Origin of the sequence: Micromonospora sp. NPDC049836 (assembly GCF_044465125.1) — a bacterium.
Classification (GTDB): domain Bacteria; phylum Actinomycetota; class Actinomycetes; order Mycobacteriales; family Micromonosporaceae; genus Micromonospora.
Genome location: NZ_JBITLH010000002.1, coordinates 44,824 through 62,479 on the forward strand (window position 1 = coordinate 44,824; position 17,656 = coordinate 62,479).

The 17,656-nt window shown below is 74.7% G+C and carries 18 protein-coding genes; 8 read left to right on the top strand and 10 right to left on the bottom strand.

What is annotated here, in order from left to right; all coding sequences use genetic code 11:
• Positions 1-1,398 (bottom strand): class I adenylate-forming enzyme family protein, encoded by a 1,398-nt coding sequence (locus ACIBPB_RS04730; RefSeq protein ID WP_396838226.1) that lies wholly within the window; start codon positions 1,396-1,398, stop codon positions 1-3.
• Between the two features lie 221 nt (positions 1,399-1,619).
• Positions 1,620-2,279 carry a TetR/AcrR family transcriptional regulator gene (locus tag ACIBPB_RS04735; RefSeq protein WP_396838227.1) on the bottom strand — a complete coding sequence of 220 codons (660 nt, stop codon included), beginning with the start codon at positions 2,277-2,279 and terminating at the stop codon, positions 1,620-1,622.
• Positions 2,280-2,567: 288 nt separating this feature from the next.
• On the opposite strand from ACIBPB_RS04735, the gene ACIBPB_RS04740 reads away from it, so the two are divergent.
• Positions 2,568-3,515, top strand: a complete 948-nt coding sequence (locus tag ACIBPB_RS04740) for a sigma-70 family RNA polymerase sigma factor (RefSeq protein ID WP_396838228.1) — start codon at positions 2,568-2,570, stop codon at positions 3,513-3,515.
• 47 nt (positions 3,516-3,562) lie between these two features.
• Positions 3,563-4,219, top strand: a complete 657-nt coding sequence (locus ACIBPB_RS04745; RefSeq protein WP_396838229.1) for a CatB-related O-acetyltransferase — start codon at positions 3,563-3,565, stop codon at positions 4,217-4,219.
• Positions 4,220-4,240: 21 nt separating this feature from the next.
• On the opposite strand, the gene ACIBPB_RS04750 is transcribed toward ACIBPB_RS04745, so the two are convergent.
• The 8 genes from ACIBPB_RS04750 to ACIBPB_RS04785 are packed head-to-tail and all read right to left on the bottom strand — an operon-like array spanning position 4,241 to position 11,868.
• Positions 4,241-5,491 carry a beta-ketoacyl synthase N-terminal-like domain-containing protein gene (locus ACIBPB_RS04750; RefSeq protein ID WP_396838230.1) on the bottom strand — a complete coding sequence of 417 codons (1,251 nt, stop codon included), beginning with the start codon at positions 5,489-5,491 and terminating at the stop codon, positions 4,241-4,243.
• Positions 5,488-6,756, bottom strand: coding sequence for a beta-ketoacyl-[acyl-carrier-protein] synthase family protein (locus ACIBPB_RS04755; protein ID WP_396838231.1), 1,269 nt, complete (start codon positions 6,754-6,756; stop codon positions 5,488-5,490). The genes ACIBPB_RS04750 and ACIBPB_RS04755 overlap by 4 nt, the downstream gene beginning before the upstream one ends.
• Positions 6,753-7,160 carry a cupin domain-containing protein gene (locus ACIBPB_RS04760; protein ID WP_396838232.1) on the bottom strand — a complete coding sequence of 136 codons (408 nt, stop codon included), beginning with the start codon at positions 7,158-7,160 and terminating at the stop codon, positions 6,753-6,755. Before ACIBPB_RS04760 ends, ACIBPB_RS04755 begins: the two co-directional genes overlap by 4 nt.
• Entirely contained in the window at positions 7,157-7,864 is a 708-nt protein-coding gene (locus tag ACIBPB_RS04765; RefSeq protein ID WP_396838233.1) for an SRPBCC family protein, read from the bottom strand. Before ACIBPB_RS04765 ends, ACIBPB_RS04760 begins: the two co-directional genes overlap by 4 nt.
• Positions 7,861-9,354, bottom strand: a complete 1,494-nt coding sequence (locus ACIBPB_RS04770; RefSeq protein ID WP_396838234.1) for an acetyl/propionyl/methylcrotonyl-CoA carboxylase subunit alpha — start codon at positions 9,352-9,354, stop codon at positions 7,861-7,863. The genes ACIBPB_RS04765 and ACIBPB_RS04770 overlap by 4 nt, the downstream gene beginning before the upstream one ends.
• Positions 9,354-9,830: an acetyl-CoA carboxylase biotin carboxyl carrier protein gene (gene accB / locus ACIBPB_RS04775; RefSeq protein ID WP_396838235.1), complete on the bottom strand. Its 477-nt coding sequence runs from the start codon at positions 9,828-9,830 to the stop codon at positions 9,354-9,356. The genes ACIBPB_RS04770 and accB overlap by 1 nt, the downstream gene beginning before the upstream one ends.
• Positions 9,827-11,539, bottom strand: coding sequence for an acetyl-CoA carboxylase carboxyltransferase subunit alpha (locus ACIBPB_RS04780; protein ID WP_396838236.1), 1,713 nt, complete (start codon positions 11,537-11,539; stop codon positions 9,827-9,829). Before ACIBPB_RS04780 ends, accB begins: the two co-directional genes overlap by 4 nt.
• Positions 11,536-11,868 (bottom strand): TcmI family type II polyketide cyclase, encoded by a 333-nt coding sequence (locus ACIBPB_RS04785; RefSeq protein WP_357322308.1) that lies wholly within the window; start codon positions 11,866-11,868, stop codon positions 11,536-11,538. Before ACIBPB_RS04785 ends, ACIBPB_RS04780 begins: the two co-directional genes overlap by 4 nt.
• A 436-nt stretch (positions 11,869-12,304) precedes the next feature.
• Between ACIBPB_RS04785 and ACIBPB_RS04790 the strand changes: the two genes are divergently transcribed.
• The 6 genes from ACIBPB_RS04790 to ACIBPB_RS04815 all read left to right on the top strand — a co-directional run bounded on the left by ACIBPB_RS04790 (position 12,305) and on the right by ACIBPB_RS04815 (position 17,656).
• Complete coding sequence (locus ACIBPB_RS04790; RefSeq protein WP_396838237.1) at positions 12,305-13,114, top strand: BTAD domain-containing putative transcriptional regulator; 810 nt, start codon at positions 12,305-12,307, stop codon at positions 13,112-13,114.
• Positions 13,115-13,323: 209 nt separating this feature from the next.
• Entirely contained in the window at positions 13,324-13,671 is a 348-nt protein-coding gene (locus ACIBPB_RS04795) for a TcmI family type II polyketide cyclase (RefSeq protein WP_357322314.1), read from the top strand.
• Between the two features lie 231 nt (positions 13,672-13,902).
• Positions 13,903-14,739: a helix-hairpin-helix domain-containing protein gene (locus tag ACIBPB_RS04800; RefSeq protein WP_396838238.1), complete on the top strand. Its 837-nt coding sequence runs from the start codon at positions 13,903-13,905 to the stop codon at positions 14,737-14,739.
• Between the two features lie 179 nt (positions 14,740-14,918).
• Positions 14,919-16,127, top strand: coding sequence for a low temperature requirement protein A (locus ACIBPB_RS04805; RefSeq protein WP_396838239.1), 1,209 nt, complete (start codon positions 14,919-14,921; stop codon positions 16,125-16,127).
• A gap of 145 nt (positions 16,128-16,272) precedes the next feature.
• Positions 16,273-16,479: a hypothetical protein gene (locus tag ACIBPB_RS04810; protein ID WP_046564384.1), complete on the top strand. Its 207-nt coding sequence runs from the start codon at positions 16,273-16,275 to the stop codon at positions 16,477-16,479.
• 217 nt (positions 16,480-16,696) lie between these two features.
• Positions 16,697-17,656, top strand: coding sequence for a TIGR03557 family F420-dependent LLM class oxidoreductase (locus tag ACIBPB_RS04815; RefSeq protein WP_396838240.1), 960 nt, complete (start codon positions 16,697-16,699; stop codon positions 17,654-17,656).

The window sequence follows — 17,656 nt, forward strand, 5'->3', positions numbered from 1 at the left end:
TCATGACGCGGCGTCCCGCAGCGCCGGCGCGGAGCGGACCAGCTTGCCGGTGGTGGTACGGGGCAACTGGTCGAGCAGGTGCAGGGTGCGGGGCCGTTTGTAGCCGGCCAGCCGCTCGGCGAGCAGCTTGTCCAGGGTGTCCTCGGACAGCGAGCCGTCGGTCTGCACGTACCCGGTGATGCCGTCGTCCCAGACCACCACGGCGGCGGTCACCCCGGGCAGCTCGGCGACGGTGGCCTCGACCTCGGTGAGGTCGACCTTCATGCCGCCCACCGAGACCTGCGAGTCGAGCCGGCCCTTGATGGTGACGAGCCCGGTGTCCCGGTCGACCACGCCGGCGTCGCGGGTGTGCAGCCAGCCGTCGGCCCAGCGGGTCGGGTCGGCGAGCCCCACGTACGGGTTGGCCGGGCAGCTGACCCACAGCTCGCCGCCGGACTCCCGGACCCGGATGCCGGGCGCGGGGGCGATGGCCGGGCGGTGCGCCCCGTGCAGGTCGGTGCCGATGACGCCGACCTCGGTCATCCCGTACATGTTGCCCAGCGGGACGCCGTAGCGGTCGGTGAAGGCGCGGGCGACGGTGGCCGGGACCAGCTCGCCGCCGGTGGTCATCCGCTTGAGCTGGGGCAGCGGCCCGGACGGCACGGTGGAGGCGAGCAGGCCGATGTGGAACGGCACGCCGAGCACGGTGGCCGGGCTGTCCTGCGCGGCCACCGCGGCGAGGATCGCGTCGCCGCTGAGCCGTTCCGGTGGGCACAGCTCCACGCCGGCGTGCAGCCCGTAGAGCAGGCCGCCGACCAGGCCGAGCACGTGCACCATGGAGGGCAGCAGGATGATCCGCTCACCGGGCAGCGCGACGCCGTCGATGCGGGTGTAGCGGTGCACCTCGCCGACCAGGTCCTCGGCGGTGCGGCCGATCACCTTGGACGGTCCGGTGGAGCCGGAGCTGAGCTGGATCACCGCGTGCGGGCTGCCGGCCGGGCCGTCGCCGTACGGCGTGACGCCGGCGGTGACGTCCACGAAGATCCGCAGGGCGCCGGCGCCGGCGCGCAGCGGCGCGACGACCACCTGCGGGCCGAGCCGGCGCAGGGCCTTGTCGACCTCGTGGTCGGTGAGCCGGTGGTCGAGCAGGATCGCCTGGGCGCCGCTGCGCCAGGTGGCCAGCAGGTGCACCACGTACGCCAGCGACGGGGGCAGCCGCAGCGCGGCGGCGCCGCCCGGGCGCAGTCCGGCGGCGGCCAGCCGGGCCTGCGCCGCGCCGACCATCCGGAGCAGGGTGCCCTTGTCGATCGGCTCGGGCAGGCGCAGACAAATGTCGGTGGGCCGCCCGGTGAACAGGACGTCGTCCACCCAGCTCGGCGTTGCCGCCGCAGGATCTTCCGGCAAGGGATGTGCTGTCACGAGCCGCCACCGCCCAGCGTGAAAGTGGGCGAAATCCGCCCAACACGTGCGTTCTCCGGGGTGCTGACGGAACCCTACGACGGGTGTTCATGACATCGCTAGATGCAAATGGCTAGATCAAGAAAGGCGGCTGGGTGGATTGCTCAGGCTCGATCGGACAGGCAGGATCGAGGGCACGCCGGCTCGGTGGCCCGCCGGCCGCCGGATGCTGCCCTCCGGTCTCAGCGCGGCGTCCGCCCGACTGCCGGACGGACGGCGTAGTCCGCGAGCGCGGGCGCGAGGGCGTCGAAGGCGACCTGCGCGTAGCCGGTGACGGCCCGCGCGATGTCGTCGTCGGGGTGTCCGGCGATGGTGCGGCGCATGGTCTCCTCGAACAGCAGCCGGTGGACGCCGGCCAGCAGCGCGGCGGCGACCCGGGGCAGGACCTCGTCCTCGGCGCTCCGGGTCTCCTCGGCCAGGGCGGCGGCCAGGGCCCTCTCCCGGTCGTCGTGGAACTCGCGGAGACGGGCCACCAGCGCCGGGCTGGCGGCGATCATCCGGGCGAAGGCGGGACCGGAGAACCCGATGACCGGGTCGTGCGCGGCCACCGCCGCGAGGTAGGCGCGGCGCAGCGCCACCAACGCCGACTCGCCGGGCTCGCGCTCCCGGACGACGGTGGCCAACTGCCGCACGAACTCGTCGTGCATGTCCAGCGCGAGGTCCTCCTTGCGGGGGAAGTAGTTGGTGACGGTCATCTTGGACACCTGCGCGGCGGCGGCCACCTCGGCGATCGTCACGTTGTCGAAGCCGCGTTCGAGGAACAGGCGGGTGGCCTGGCTCGAGATATTCTCCCTGGTCTGACGCTTCTTCAGGGCCCTGAGGCCGGTGCTCTGCGCGGTCACGTCCCGACTATACCTGGGATCGACCGAAAATTATTCTTGACATATTATTATGTCGACTCTAAATTTAGGTCGTACCGGCGAGACGGCCGGCACGGAAGGGAGCCCGACATGCCCGCCCACACCCGCGACATCGCCGCCGGCAAGCCCCGCCGCCCGCACCTCGCGCCGACGCGCCGACAGCATGTCCCCGTGGTCGTCCCCCGGCGCCAGCCCCGCCGGATCCCCGGCCGCCGCTGACCCGCCGCGCGTCCCGAGCCCCGCACCGTCCCCCGGAAGGAGCACGTCTTCTTGCTCGCCACCACCCGCCCCGCAGCCGCCGGCCACACCACCGACACGGTGGCCGACTACCTCCGGACGATCGGACGCACGCCGCTGCTCACGGCCGAGCAGGAGACCTGCCTCGGCGCCCGCATCGAGGCCGGCAGCGTGGCGCAGCGGCGCTTGGACGACGAGGGCGACCGGGTCGGCGCGGCCGAGCGGGACCGGCTGCGGCGACTCGTCGCCGACGGGCGGCGCGCCCGGCACCACATGATCGAGGCCAACCTGCGGCTGGTCGTCTCGGTCGCGAAACGGTACGCGCTCGCCGGCCGGCTGCCGCTGCTCGACCTGATCCAGGAGGGCACCATCGGCATGATGCGGGCGGTCGAGAAGTTCGACCACCGGCGTGGACTGAAGTTCTCGACGTACGCGACGTGGTGGATCAAGCAGGCGATCGGCCGTGCCCTCACCGACCAGAGCCGCACGGTCCGCCTGCCGGCGCACCTGGTCGAGGTGCTCAACCGGGTGAACCGGGCCCGACGCACGCTGGCGGGCGAACTCGACCGGGAGCCGACGCCCGTCGAGATCGCCGGCCGGCTCGACCTGCCCGTCGAGAAGGTGGAACTGCTGCTGCGGCACGACCGCGAGCCGGTCTCGCTGCACACGCCGGTCGCCGGGGCCGCCGGCACGACCGAGCTGGGCGACCTTGTCCCCGATGAGGCGCCCGACCCGGCCAGCGTCGTGGTGTCGTCCTGGCGGCGCCGCTACCTGGACGAGGTGCTCGGCACCCTGTCGGAGCGCGAGGCGGCCGTCATCTGCCAGCGGTTCGGCCTCGACGACGACCGGCCGAGCACGCTCGACGAGATCGGCACGAGGATCGGGCTGACCCGGGAGCGGGTCCGCCAGATCGAGAGCCAGGCGTTGCGGAAGCTGCGCCACCCCACCCGGGCCCGCATCCTGGCGGACCTGCACGCCTGAGCCGGCCTCACGACCGCACCCGGACCGTCCCACCAGGAGGCCAACTGATGACTCCCGACCCCCGCACCGTCCACCCGCTACCCGCCTTCGACCGCGTGGTGTTCCTCAAACCACTGGTGACGTCACCGAAGATCGTCGTGGGTGACTACACCTATTACGACGATCCCGACGACGCGGCCGGCTTCGAGCACCGCAACGTCCTGTACGCCTACGGACCGGAACGGCTGGTCATCGGAAAGTACTGCGCGATCGCCTCGGGCACCCGGTTCCTGATGGCCGGGGCGGCCCACCCCAGCATGGGCGTGTCCACGTACCCGTTCACCATGTTCGGCGGCGAGTGGGCCGAGCGGACCCTCGACATCGTCACCGCCATGCCGAGCCGCGGCGACACCGTGGTCGGGAACGACGTCTGGTTCGGCTTCGGATCCGTGGTCATGCCGGGCGTGCGGATCGGCGACGGCGCCGTCATCGCGACCGGCGCGGTGGTCACCGCCGACGTGCCGCCCTACACGATCGTCGGCGGCAATCCCGCCCGGCCGATCCGGCAACGCTTCGACGACGCCGACATCGTACGGCTCCGCCGCGCCGCCTGGTGGGACTGGCCCACCGACCTCGTCACCGCGCACGCCCGCACGATCATGGCCGGCACGCCCGCCGAGATCGCCGGGATCGCCGCCGAGCACGGCGTGGAACGGCCGGGGTGAGGCCGCCGCCGACCGGCGCCGTCATCGGTCGCCACCCCCGGGCGGCGGCGCGGCCCCGCGCAGCACGAGCGCGCTGTTGAAGCCGTCGAAGCCGCGCGCCCCGACCAGGGCGATGCGGCTGCGCGGCGGGCGCGGCCGGCGCAGGAAGGTCAGTTCGCAGCCCGGCGCGGGCTGCTCCGGCCCGGCCGAGGCGGGCAGCAGGCCGTGCTGGAAGGCGAGCAGCGCGGTGGCCGCGTCCAGCGCCGAACCGCCCTGGTGGGCCCGGCCGGTCAGCGGCTTCTGCGTGGTCACCGGTGGGGTGGTCGGGCCGAAGACCGCGCGCAGGGCGGCCGCCTCCGCCCGGTCGTACGCCGGCACGCCGAGCGCGTCCGGCCAGATGACGTCCACGTCGTGCGGGCGGACCGCGGCCCGGTCCAGGGCCAGCCGCAGCGCCCGGGCGTAGTGGGTCGGGTCGGGCTCGCCGTCCGGGTCGGTGGGGGCCGCGTCGTGGGTGGCCGCCCAGCCGGTGATCTCCCCGTAGATCCGGGCGCCCCGCGCGAGCGCGTGCCCCAACTCCTCCACCACGAAGACCGCGCCACCCTCGGCCGGCACGTAACCGGTGGCGCCCGCGTCGAACGGCCGGTACGCCCGCTCCGGGTCGGCCACGTCGCTGAGCAGCCCGGAGCGGAGCTGGCAGGCCAGCGCGTACGGGCTGAGCGGGCACTCGGTCGCCCCGGCCACCACCAGCGGGGTGCCGCGACGGATGGTCCGCACCGCGTGGGCGAGGCTGTCCAGCCCGCCGGCCGACTCGGAGACGGTCACCCCGCAGGGCCCCTTGAGCTGGTGCCGGATGGACAGCTGCCCGACGCTGGCCGCGTAGAACCAGGCGATCGACTGGTACGCCCCGACGGTCCGGCTCGGCCCGCCCCAGAGCCGTTGCAGCTCCCGCTGCCCGAACAGGTTCCCACCCGAGGAGCTGGCCAGGGTGACCGCCCACTGGTACGGGTCGGGCGACTGCTCGGGCAGGCCGGCGTCGGCCAGCGCCAGCCGGGTGGCGGCGAAGCCCAGGTGCGTCCACCGGTCGGTCTGCACCCGCTGCCGGGTGTCGCTGAAGCCGGCCGGGTCGAATTCGGGCACCTCCCCGGCCACCCGGGTCGGGTAGCCGGCCGGGTCGAACAGGGTGATCGGCCCAATGCGGCGGGTGCCGGCGAGGACCGCGTCCCAGTGGACGTCGGCGCCGACCCCGGTCGGCGCGACCACCCCGATCCCGGTCACCACGGCCCGCGCCGTCACGGGTGGACCGCCAGCCGGCGGAAGATCATCGCGGACTGGAAGCCGCCGAAGCCGCTGCCCACCGAGAGCGCCACGTCCACCGGCACCTCCCGGGCCTCGTTGGGCACGTAGTCCAGGTCGCACTCCGGATCCCTGGTGGCCCAGTTGGCGGTGGGCGGCACCACGCCGTACTCGATGGCCAGCGCGCACGCGGCCATCTCGATGGAGCCGATCGCGCCGAGCGAGTGCCCGACCATCGACTTGATCGAGCTGATCGGCACCCGGTACGCCGTGGCGCCCAGCGCCCGCTTGAAGGCGGCGGTCTCGTGCCGGTCGTTCTGCCGGGTGCCGGAGCCGTGCGCGCTGACGTACGACACGGCGGACGGGGCGAGCCGGGCCTGGCGCAGCGCGTCGCTGATGGCGACCGCCATCTCCGCCCCGTCCGGGCGCAGCCCGGTCATGTGGAAGCCGTTGCTGCGGCTGGCGTACCCGGCGACCTCGCAGTAGACGTGCGCGCCCCGGCGGCGGGCGTGCTCGGCCTCCTCCAGCACCAGCACGGCCGCGCCCTCGGCCAGCACGAAGCCGTGCCGGTCGGCGTCGAACGGCCGGGACGCGTGCGCCGGGTCGTCGTTGTCCGGGCTGGTGGCCCCGATGGCGTCGAACGAGGCGACGGTGACCGGGGAGATCGGCGAGTCGGCGGCGCCGGCCAGCACGATGTCCGCCTCGCCGTCGGCGACGAGCTGGTGGGCGTACCCGATGGCGTCGATGCCCGACGTGCAGCCGGTGGAGACCACCTGGGCCGGGCCGTGCAGGCCGTGCCGGCAGGCCACGTCGGCGGCCAGGCTGCTCGGGATCAGCGCCTGGTACAGGTACGGCCCGCCGAGGGTGTGGTCGACCAGCCAGTGCCGGCCGGAGTCGCTGACCCGCACGTACTCCTTCTCCAGCGCCATGGTGCCGCCGACGGCGGTGCCGAGCACCACGCCGGCCCGGTCCCGCTCGGCGTCGCCGAGGGTCAGGCCGCTGTCGGCGAGCGCCTCGGCGGAGCAGGCCAGCGCGAACTGCACGTACCGGTCGGCGCGCTGCCGTTCGGCGAGGGTGATGCCGGCGGCGTCCGGGTCGAAGTCGCACTCGGCGGCGATCTGGGAGCGGAACGGCGACGGGTCGAAGAAGCTGATCCGCCGGGTGGCGGTGCGCCCCTCGGTGATGGTCTTCCAGAACCGGTCCCGGGTGGCGCCGCCGGGTGCGACGACCCCGACGCCGGTGACCACGGTCCGCCGGCCGGTCACGACGGTGTCCGGGGTGGTGGGGCACCCTCGGTGTCGACGTGGCCGAGTTCCGGGCGGGGCGCGAGCGGCCCGAGGTGGAAGACCACCTCGGCCGGTTCGTCGCCGGTGTTGCGCAGCCGGTGCCGCACGTCCCGGGGCACGAACAGCGCCTCCCCGGCCGCGAGGGGCACCGGCCGGTCGTCCAGGTCGACGGTGATGGCGCCGCGGGCGACGTAGAGGAACTCCTCGCTGTACGGGTGGTAGTGCTCGGCGATCCGCTCCCCCGGCCCGAGGGTGGCCACCCCCATGAAGCCGGAGGTGCTGCCGACGGTCTTCGGGCCGAGCAGCACCCGCAGCTCGCCGCCGCGCCGCCGGTCGGCGGTGACGTCGTGGACGGAGACCCGGGCCGTGGAGGTGTCGGTCATCGCGCGCCTCCCGCGTACGCCCGCTCGATGCGCTCCTTGATGACGGCGAGCTGGACCTTGCTGTTGGTGTTGATCCGCTCGGTCATGCCGGCGTTGTCCACCGGCGCGGTGGGCTTCATGGCGAAGTCCTGCACCCAGGTCATCCGGGTGCCGCCGTCGATCTCGTCGTAGCGCCAGTGGATGCGCATGTACTCGAACGGCCCGGTCTCCACCCGCCGGGCGTGCACCTCGCGGGTGCCCGGGTCGGCGGTGCGCTCGCTGACCCAGCTCCACGAGGTGCCGTTCTCGTCGGGGTGCATGGTCAGCCGGAACCGGACCGTGTCGCCGTCGCGGTGCAGGATCTCGACCGCCGCGTACTCGGTGAACAGCTCGGTCCACCGGGCCACGTCGTTGGTGACCGCCCAGACCAGCCGCAGCGGCGCGGCGATGTCGACGGCGTTCTCGGTGTGCCCGGGCGGGTCGGCCTTGCGGGCCACCAGGTCGGCGACGCCGGCGATGCTCAGCTGCCCGGCCTGCTCCGGGATGGCCACCCGCCACCGGTCGGCGACCACGGCGGAGAGTTCGAGCAGGGCCAACGAGTCCATGCCGAGCTCCTCCAGGCTGGCGGCCGGGGTGCGGGCGGCGGCCTCGGCGTCCAGGCCGCAGTGCGTGACCAGGATGTCGGTGATGTCGCCGGCGAGCGGGCGGTCGGGAGCTACGGTCATCGGTTCCTCCAAGCGGTCGGGCCGGCCGCGGGCGCGGCGGTGACGGGGGTACGGCCGGCCGCGTCGGTGTCGGCACGAGCGGCGGGTACCGGATCGGTGGCGGTGGGCGTCGCGGCCGGCGCGCCGCCGGTGCGGCCGGGTGGGCCGCCGAGCAGGCGGTCGACCAGGGCGGTGGTGTGCCGGGCCGCCCGGAACTCCGGGTCGCGCAGCACCCGCCGGGCGAACGGGATGGTGGTGCGGACCCCGGGGCCGGCCACGTCGAACTCGGCCAGCGCGCGGTCCAGCCGGGCCAGCGCGCCATCCCGGTCCGGCGCCCACACGGCCACCTTGGCCAGCAGCGAGTCGTAGTGCGGGCTGACCAGGTAGCCGGGGTGGCCGTGGGTGTCGACCCGGGTGAACGGGCCGCCGGGGGGCCGGAACCGGTCGAGGCGGCCGGGAGCCGGCGCGAAGTCCCGGTCCGGGTCCTCCACGTTGACCCGCGCCTCGATCGCCACGCCGCGCGGCCGGATCTGTTCCTGCCGCCAGCGCAGCGGCGTCCCGGCGGCGATGTGCAGCTGCTCGTGGACCAGGTCGATCCCGGTGATCAGCTCGGTGACCGGGTGCTCCACCTGGATCCGGCAGTTGATCTCCAGGAAGTGGCACTCCTGGGCCGCGTCGACCAGGAACTCGAAGGTGCCGGCGCCGGTGAAGCCGACCGCCAGGGCCCCGCGCAGCGCCGTCTCGGCCAGGGTGTCCAGGGTGGCGGGGCGCAGCGCCGGCGCCGGGGCCTCCTCGATGAGCTTCTGGTGGCGGCGCTGCACCGAACAGTCCCGGGTGCCGAGGTGGATGCCGTTGCCGTGGGCGTCGCAGAGCACCTGCACCTCGACGTGCCGGGCGTCGGTGAGGTACCGCTCGACGTACACCCGGTCGTCGCCGAAGGCGACCTGGGCGGCGGCCCGGGTGCGGGCGTACGCCCGGGGCAGCTCGGCGGCGGAGCGGACCACGCTCATCCCGCGCCCGCCGCCGCCGGCGGCGGCCTTGACGATCACCGGGTAGCCGATCCCGGCGGCCACCTCCAGCGCCTCGGCGGCCGTCGGCAGGGTCCGCACGCTGCCCGGCGGCAACGGCAGCCCGGCCCTGCTCATCAGCTCGCGGGCGGTGGACTTGTCGGCCAGCGCGGCCATCACCTGCGGCGGCGGGCCGACGAAGGTGAGCCCGTTCTCCGCGCAGATCTCGGCGAAGTCGGCGTCCTCGGAGAGGAAACCGTAGCCGGGGTGCACGGCCTGCGCGCCGGTCTGCCGGGCCGCCTCCACGATCGCGGCGGCGTTCAGGTAGCTCTGCCGGCTGGCCGCCGGTCCGATCCGGACCGTCTCGTCGGCCAGCCGCACCGGCAGCGAGTCGGCGTCCGCGCTGGAGTGCACCACCACGGTCCGTACGCCCAGCTCGCGGCAGGCCCGCAGCACCCGCAGCGCGATCTCGCCGCGGTTGGCGATCAGCACCTTGTCGAACATCACCCGTCCCGCCCGGTCACCGGTTCCAGGGCGATCAGCGGCTGGTCGTACTCGACCGGCTTGCCGTCCTCCACCAGCAGCTCCACCACCCGGCCGGCCTGGCCCGCGGTGACCTCGTTCATCAGCTTCATCGCCTCCACGATGCCGACCACCTGCCCGGGCCGGACCAGGTCGCCGACGGCCACGAAGGGCGCGGCGCCGGGCTCCGGGGCCCGGTAGAAGGTGCCCACCACGGGCGCCCGCACGGCCGGCCGGTCCGCGCCGGCGACCGGCTCGGCCACCGGCCGCGCGACCGGTTCCGGCTCGGCCCGGGGCGCGGGCGCCGGCGCGGCGGAGCCGTGCCACTCCACCTCCAGCACCGTCCCGCCGCTGCGCAGCCGCACCCGGCGTACCGGGCCGGCCAGTTCGGCGACGAGCTGGCGGGCCTGCCGGCACAACCCCTCCAGCACCCCGTCCGGGTCCGGCGCGGCGCTCACCGGGTCGTCCCGGCGGTGCGGGCGGCGCCGTAGCGGCGGAACCGGTTGCGGCGCCGCCGGACCAGGGTGGCCGTCGGCACGTCGAGCAGGCCGGCGAGGTGGCCGGCGACCGCCCGGCCGAGCAGGTCGGCGGCGGCGGCCGGATCGCCGTGGGCGGCGGGCGGCGGCTCGGGCACCACCTCGTCGACCACCCCGAGCCGGCACAGGTCGGCGGCGGTGAGCCGCAACGCCCGGGCGGCCTGCGGGGCGGCGGAGCTGTCCGGCCAGAGGATCGCCGCGCAGCCCTCCGGGCTGATCACCGAGTAGACCGCGTGTTCCAACATCAGCACCCGGTCGGCGACGGCGAGCGCGAGGGCGCCACCGCTGCCGCCCTCCCCGGTGACCACCGCGACCACCGGGGTGGGCAGCACGCTCAGCGCCAGGATGTTCTCGGCGATCGCCGCCGCCTGCCCCTGCTGCTCCGCGCTCACCCCCGGGTCCGCGCCCGGGGTGTCCACCAGGGTCACCACGGGCAGGCCGAGCCGGGCGGCCAGCCGCATCAGCCGCAGCGCCTTGCGGTGCCCGGCGGGACTGGCCATGCCGAAGTTGCGGGCCACCAGCTCGGCCGTGGTGTGTCCCTTCTGGTGGCCGATCACCATCACCGGCCGCCCGTGAAGCCGGGCCAACCCGCCGACCACCGCCGGGCAGTCCGCGCCGAGCCGGTCGCCGTGCAGCTCCACGAAGCCGTCGAAGGCGGTCTCCAGGTAGTCCAGGGTGGTGGGCCGGCCGGGGTGCCGCGCCGTGCGTACCGTCTCCCAGGCGTCCCGCCCGGGGCCGGCCGCCGTGGCGGGACCGGCCGCGCCGGCCGCGGCCGCCGGGACCGGCGCCGGCTCCTGCCGGGGTACGCGCGGACGCCGGTTCGTCCGGCCCGCGCCGGCGGCGGCGAGCAGCGCGGTCAACCGGCCGCGCAGCGCCTGCCGGGGCACCACCAGGTCGACCTGGCCGTGCCGGAGCAGGAACTCGGCGGTCTGGAAGCCCTCCGGCAGGCTGGCCCCGGTGACCTGGCGGATCACCCGCGGCCCGGCGAAGCCCATCCGCGCGCCGCTCTCGGCGAGCACCACGTCGGTGTTGGTGGCGAAGGAGGCGGCCACCCCGCCGTAGGTCGGGTCGGTGATGACGCTGACGGTGAACAGTCCCGCCTCGCGCAGCCCGGCGATGGCCTGGCTGACCGTGGCCATCTGCATCAGCGACAGCGCGCCCTCCTGCATCCGGGCCCCACCGGACGCGGTGACCAGCACCAGCGGCACCTCGTCGGCCTGCGCCCGCTCGGCGGTACGGGTGATCAGCTCGCCGACCGCGCAGCCGAGGCTGCCGCCGAGGAACCGGAAGTCCATCACCGCCAGCGCCACCGGGTGCCCGCCGATGCGGGCGGTGCCGCAGACCACAGCCTCCTCGAGGCCGGTGCCGGCACGGGCCGCGCCCAGCCGCTGCGGGTACGGCAGGGCGTCGACGAAGCCGATCGGGTCGACCCGGGCGGCGCGGTCCGGCAGCGGGGTGAACGAGTCCGCGTCGACCAGCTGCGCCACCCGGTCCGGGGCGTCGAGCCGGGCGTGCGACCCGCACTCCGGGCAGACGTCGAGGTTGCGGCGCAGCCGTTTGCGGTACAGCAGCGAGGCGCAGCCGGCGCAGCGCGACCAGAGCTGCTCGTCGCGGGGCGCGGTGGTGGTCACGGCCGCCGCCCGGGGGCGTCGTACCGGTAGAAGCAGTGCGCCATCGCGTCCCGGGGCGAGCGCCAGGTCGGCAGGTACGGCGAGATGAACGGGCGCAGCCGTTCGCTGACCCGGACGAACTCGGGATGCCCGCGGGCGTCCTCGACGGCGCCCTCGGCCGGCCGCTCCGTCTCGAGCAGGTGGACGTACAGGTCGTGCAGCCGGTAGAGCGACCGGTGCCGGACGCCGACCAGACCGGGCAGGTCGGTGGCGTCGGACTCGGCGAATATCTCGGCGACCCGGTCCTCGGCGGTGGGCACCACCTTGGCGACGATGAGCGAACGATCCATGGACAGCCTCCCCTGGGGGCGTCCCGGTGCGGGTACCACCGGTTCCGCCGGACGACTGCCGACACGGTGCCGCCGGCGCCGTCAACGCGGCGTCACCCGGCCGCCATCCCATCCGGAATACGGTGACGCTCCGTTGACGCAACCTGTGCGTGAGCTATCCGAAGGTCATCTTCAGGATTTGCCAGGGCACCACTTCTTTGCAGTTCAACGTGGGTTTGACTGGTTCCAGAGAAGACTGTCGCATAGGCGGCCACCCGTTGACCCAGCGTAATCGGCGTTGATAATGTCCGTCCTGATAAGCCCGGCGTCCGCGGCACCGGCCGCGGCGGCCAAGCCGCGCCGACACCGGGGTCGCGGGCCGCCGAGCCGGGCGTCACGAGACGGTCGGGACGAGGGTTCCGGTGCAGGGGGTGCGCCCGTGTCCGGTCATTCGAGGATGCCGACGGCCGGGGACCCGGAACCGCCACGGGTGTCGCTGCACCTGTTGGGAGGATTCCGGCTGCTGCACGACGACGTCCCGGTGGTGGTGCCCCGGGGCCTGCAACGGGTCATCGCCCTGATCGGGCTCCGGCCGGCCGCCACCCGTAGCCACCTGGCCGGGCTGCTCTGGCCGGAGACCTCCGAGGAGCGGGCGTTGTCGTCGCTGCGGACCGCGCTGTGGCGGTTGCGGCAGGACCCGTGCTGCCCGCTGCTCACCGACGGCGACACCGTCCGGCTCGGCGACTCCGTACGCCTCGACGTGGACGAGCTGGTCGGGGCCGCCACCCGGGTCCGCGCCGGCGACCTGCCCCGGGTCGCCGCCGAGATCTGCCGGCACGACCTGCTCCCCGGCTGGTACGACGACTGGGTGCTGCTGGAACGCGAGCGGCTGCGCCAGCTGCGCCTGCACCTGCTGGAGGAGCTGGCCGGCAACCACCTGGCCGCCGGCCGGCACGGCGAGGCCCTGGAGGCGGCCCTGGCGGCGATGGCCGCCGAGCCGCTGCGGGAGACCCCGCACCGCCTGGTGGTCCGCGTCCACCTGGCCGAGGGCAACGCGTTCGAAGCGGTGCACGCCTTCTACGTCTACCGGGACCTGCTCCTGCGCGAGCTGCGGCTGGAACCGTCGCCGGCGATGGCCGCGCTGCTCGCCGACACCCTCGCCCCGATCCGGCACGCCAGCCGCCGGGAGCCGCCGCGCCGCCCGGACCGCGCCGGCCCGGCGCCGCAGCGGGGCCCGACCGCGCCCACCGCCCCGGGCAACCGGTGAGCCGGGTCCGCCCGGTACCAGGTTCCGACCGCAGCCCGTCGCGGCCGGGTCGGCCCCGTCGGTCCGCGCGCACCGGCCACAGTCGACGTCACCGCGTGGGAATGCCCGGTGACGGGCAGGTGACAGCGGCGCCGGCAGGCTGGCGGCAGACGGCGCCCGAGGCCCCCCGGCCGGCGAGACCCGGGCGGCACCGGCGAGAGGGGTCGGAGATGAGTCGACTGTTGGTGGTCAGCCGGATCGTGCCGGGCGCCGAGGGACGGGTGGGCCAGATCCTCGCCGAGGCCGACGCGACCGGGCTGCCCCGGCTCACCGGGCTGCGGCACCGCTCGCTCTACTCGCTGCACGACCTCTGCGTCCATCTCATGGAGACCACGGACGTCGACCCGGACACGGCGGCCGAGGCCCGCGCCCACCCGCTGTACCGGCGGGTCGACGAACGGCTCGCCGCGCACACCTCGCCGTACCTGCCGACCTGGCGGTCGCCGCGGGACGCCATCGCGCCCTGCTTCTACAGCTGGAACGCGGCCGACGAGCCCGCGGCGGGTTCGCTGCGCTGAACCGCCCGCCCCGCGCGGGCCCGGACCGGGCGTCCCGGACCCCTGATGGCACCAGGGTCCGGGGCGCCCTCGCGTCGCGGCACGCTCGGTCATCCTCCCGCCACCCGGCGACACCCCCCATCCCACCGGCGCCGGGATCGGGCGGACCTCCCTGTCGTCCCGGCCGCACGTGTGCGAAGCTGCCCCGGGTTTCTCGCGACTGTCGAGCACATACATATGAGGAGGTAGGCCGTGCCGTCGAATCTCGGGCAGTGGCTGGTCCTGATCCTGGCCCTGCTGGTGGGTCTGGTGATCGGCTGGGTGGTGAGCGGCCGGCGCACCGGCGCCGACCGGGTGTCGCCCACCGTGGAGGGTGCGCCGGCGGGCGCCGTCGTCGACCAGGAGCGGCCGACGGCCGTGGTCGACGAGGTGCCGCAGGCCGTGGCCGTGACGGAGGAGCCGACGCCCGCCGACCAGGACGCGGCCGCCGCCGAGCCGGTCGCCGCTCCTGAGCCGGTCGCCGCCGAGCCGGTCGCCGCTCCTGAGCCGGTCGCCGCCGAGCCGGTCGCCGCTGAGCCGGTCGCCGCTGAGCCGGTCGCCGCTGAGCCGGTCGTCGCTGAGCCGGTCGTCGCTGAGCCGGTCGTCGCTGAGCCGGTCGTCGCTGAGCCGGTCGTCGCTGAGCCGGTGGCCGAGGCCGAGCCGGTCGCGGCTGCCGCCGAGCCGGCGGGTGCCGGGGCGCTGGCCGAGCCGGTCGCCGCGACGGACGGGCCGGCCGAGGTCACGCCGGTGGCGGTGCCGGCGCAGCGGACCGCCGTCGAGGACGCCGTCCCCGCCGGCGCGGAGGCCGCCGACGACTTCCGCCGGATCCAGGGCATCGGGCCCAAGCTGGCCGCCGCGCTGCAGGCCGCCGGGATCCGTACCTACCAGCAGCTCGCCGAGTTGGACGAGGCGGCGCTGCGGGAGACCGTCAAGGCCGCCGGGCTGCGCGCCGCGCCGGGCCTGGCGACCTGGTCGCAGCAGGCCAAGGTGCTGGCCGGCGCCCGTGACGAGGCCACCGCGGTGCTCCCGGCGGGCGGCGCCGACGCCTGAGTCAGGTCCGGGCCGGTGCTGACCGACGGTCGGCACCGGCCCGGCCGGATCCCCGCCCGCCGCGGCGGGGGGCGGTCGCCCGGATAGCCGAAAGCACACCCGGGCCCGAGCGGGCGTCGTTACGGTCGGTACAGGGCCAGAAGGGGCCCGCCGCGCCGATCCGCCCGCAGGAGCAGTTCGTGCCCTTCGCCACGCCGGAGCCGTCCCCCGCACGGCAGCCCCTGGTGCGCGACCCGGAGTCACCGCGTCGGGTGACCCTGCTGGAGCTCTTCTTCGATCTGGTCTACGTGGTCGCGCTCTCCCTGATCTCGCGCGGCCTGATCGTCGACCTGGGATGGGACCGCGCCTTCCAGGCCCTGATCATGCTGATGGCCATGTGGTGGACCTGGGCGATCACCACGCTGGTCACCGACCTGTACGACCCGCAGCGCCCCGAGATCAAGGTGCTGATCATCGCGGTGATGTTCGGGGCGCTGCTGATGACCACCGCCATCCCGGAGGCGTTCGCCGCCCGCGGCCTGATCTTCGCCGGGACGTACGTGGCGATCCATCTCGGTCGCGGGCTGTACCTGATGCCGGCCGTGCGGCGGCACCGCCAGACCCAGCGCCGGGCAACCCGGATCTTCATCTGGTTCGCCGTCTCGGCGGTGCCGTGGCTGGTCGGTGGCGTGGTGTCGAGCGAGGGATACCGCCGGGAGTGGTGGTGGGCGCTGGCGCTGGCGATCGACTACGTCGGCTTCCGGCTGGCCTACCCGGTGCCCGGCCTCGGCGTGGTGCCGGACGCCCAGCGGGCGGTGACCGCCGAACACCTCTCCGAGCGCTACCAGCAGTTCTTCATCATCGCGCTGGGCGACGCCATCCTGGTCGCCGGCACCGTCTTCAGCCTGCACCACTCCGAGGTGGAGAACATCGCCGCCTTCACCACCGCGTTCAGCACCACCCTGCTGCTCTGGCGGATCTACGTGCACAAGTCCGGCGAACTGCTGCCGCACGCGATCGCCCGGTCGCGGCAGCCGGCCCGGTTCCTGAACACCGCCCCCTACACGCACCTGCTGATGGTGGCGGGGGTGGTGACCACCGCCGCCGGCTTCGACCTGGTGCTGCTCGAACCGACCGGGCACACCCCACCGGCCTGGCTGGCGGTCATCATCGGCGGGCCGGCGTTGTTCCTGGTCGGTCGCGCCGCGTTCGAGTACGAGGTGTTCAGCCGGGTGTCGCTGTCCCGCCCCGGCGGCGTCCTGGCCCTGCTCACCATCGCGCCGGGCGTGCTGTTCCTCGCGCCGGTCTACGCCTCGCTCGGCGCCATGCTGGTGCTGGCCGGCGTCGCCATCGCCGACCACCTGCGCAGTCGGGGCAGGCCACCGGAGGAACCGGCGCCGCCGCACTAGCCGATGAGACCACCGGGGCCCGCACCCGCGCCGGCCGGATGCGATCGAAATCAGCCTCGCCGATGCCACACACCGTTTGGCCGGCGACCCGCCCGGGGTACATGACCTCCACCTCGAATCCACCACAACCCCGTGGAGGCAACCCATGCGTGGCACCTCGATACTCGGCGTCCTGGTCGTCATCTGGCTCATCATCGGCGCGATCGCCGCCGGTCAGCGCGGCTACTACTCCAACGACGACACCAACTGCGCCGAGGCCGGCACCATCCTGGTCACCATCGTGGCCGGCCCGCTGAACTACATCGGCGCCAACCCCAAGGTGGACTGCAAGCTTCCCGAGCCGTCCAAGTAGGTCACCCCGGCTCCGCTCCCCCCGGCCCGCGCCCCGCTCCCCCGCGGCGCGGGCCTCGTCGTGCCAGCACGGGCCGGCGGCACCGCCGCCCAGCGCGGCCGGCGTCACCACCCGTAGGGCTTCCTAGGAGGCTGGGCTTCGCGGGTGAGCGGGGCGTTTGCCGGCCGGCGGGACGGGAAGGGCAGCGGTCCGGCGCGCAGGGAACGGGAGAACCGGCATGCAGATCGGCTACAAGCTGGCCTCGGAGGCGTTCGGACCGCAGGAGCTGATCCGCCAGGCGGTCCGCGCCGAGCAGGTGGGGTTCGACTTCGTCGAGATGAGCGACCACTACCACCCGTGGCTGGAGGTGCAGGGCCACTCCTGCTTCACCTGGAGCGCGCTGGGCGCCGTCGCGGCGAAGACCAGCACGCTGCGCCTGGCCACCGGGGTGACCTGCCCGAGCGTCCGCTACCACCCGGCGATCATCGCGCAGGCCGCCGCCACCATGGCGCTGATCTCCGACGGCCGGTTCACCCTCGGCGTGGGCGCCGGGGAGCGGCTCAACGAGCACGTCGTCGGGCAGGGCTTCCCGAGCGTGCGCGGCCGGCACGAGCGGCTCCGCGAGGCGCTGGAGATCATCCGGCTGCTCTGGCGGGGCGGCTACCAGTCGTACGAGGGACGGCACCTGCAACTGGAGGACGCCCGGGTGTGGGACCTGCCGGACACGCCGCCGGTGATCGCGGTGGCGGCCAGCGGGCAGGACTCGGCGGCGCTCGCCGCCGAACTGGGCGACGGGCTGTTCGCCACCGAGCCGAAGTCGTCCATCGTCGGGCACTACCGGGACGCCGGCGGCACCGGTCCCCGGTACGCCGAGGTGCCGCTGGCCTGGGCCACGGACGAGGAGCAGGCGGTCCGGGCGGCGAAGGAGACCAGCCGGTGGGCGGTCACCGGGTGGAAGGTGATGAGCGAGCTGCCCAACCCGGCGAACTTCGACGCCGCGACCGGCTGGGTGGAGGACCACCACATCCGCCAGCAGTTCGCGGTGGGTCCGGACCCGGCCGTGCACCTGGCCAGGGCGCGGGCCTACGTCGAGGCGGGCTACGACCACATCGTGCTGCAGAACGCCGGCCCCGACCCGGACGGCTTCCTCGACTTCTTCGCCGCCGAACTCGCCGCGCCGCTGCGCGCCATGGGCTGA

Excerpts from the sequence above, each read along its gene's own strand:
- ACIBPB_RS04745 (WP_396838229.1), top strand. The coding sequence starts at position 3,563 with ATGACTCCCGACCCCCGCACCGTCCACCCGCTACCCGCCTTCGACCGC.
- ACIBPB_RS04760 (WP_396838232.1), bottom strand. The coding sequence starts at position 7,160 with ATGACCGACACCTCCACGGCCCGGGTCTCCGTCCACGACGTCACCGCC.
- ACIBPB_RS04765 (WP_396838233.1), bottom strand. The coding sequence starts at position 7,864 with ATGACCGTAGCTCCCGACCGCCCGCTCGCCGGCGACATCACCGACATC.
- ACIBPB_RS04770 (WP_396838234.1), bottom strand. The coding sequence starts at position 9,354 with ATGTTCGACAAGGTGCTGATCGCCAACCGCGGCGAGATCGCGCTGCGG.
- ACIBPB_RS04785 (WP_357322308.1), bottom strand. The coding sequence starts at position 11,868 with ATGGATCGTTCGCTCATCGTCGCCAAGGTGGTGCCCACCGCCGAGGAC.
- ACIBPB_RS04790 (WP_396838237.1), top strand. The coding sequence starts at position 12,305 with ATGCCGACGGCCGGGGACCCGGAACCGCCACGGGTGTCGCTGCACCTG.
- ACIBPB_RS04795 (WP_357322314.1), top strand. The coding sequence starts at position 13,324 with ATGAGTCGACTGTTGGTGGTCAGCCGGATCGTGCCGGGCGCCGAGGGA.
- ACIBPB_RS04810 (WP_046564384.1), top strand. The coding sequence starts at position 16,273 with ATGCGTGGCACCTCGATACTCGGCGTCCTGGTCGTCATCTGGCTCATC.
- ACIBPB_RS04815 (WP_396838240.1), top strand. The coding sequence starts at position 16,697 with ATGCAGATCGGCTACAAGCTGGCCTCGGAGGCGTTCGGACCGCAGGAG.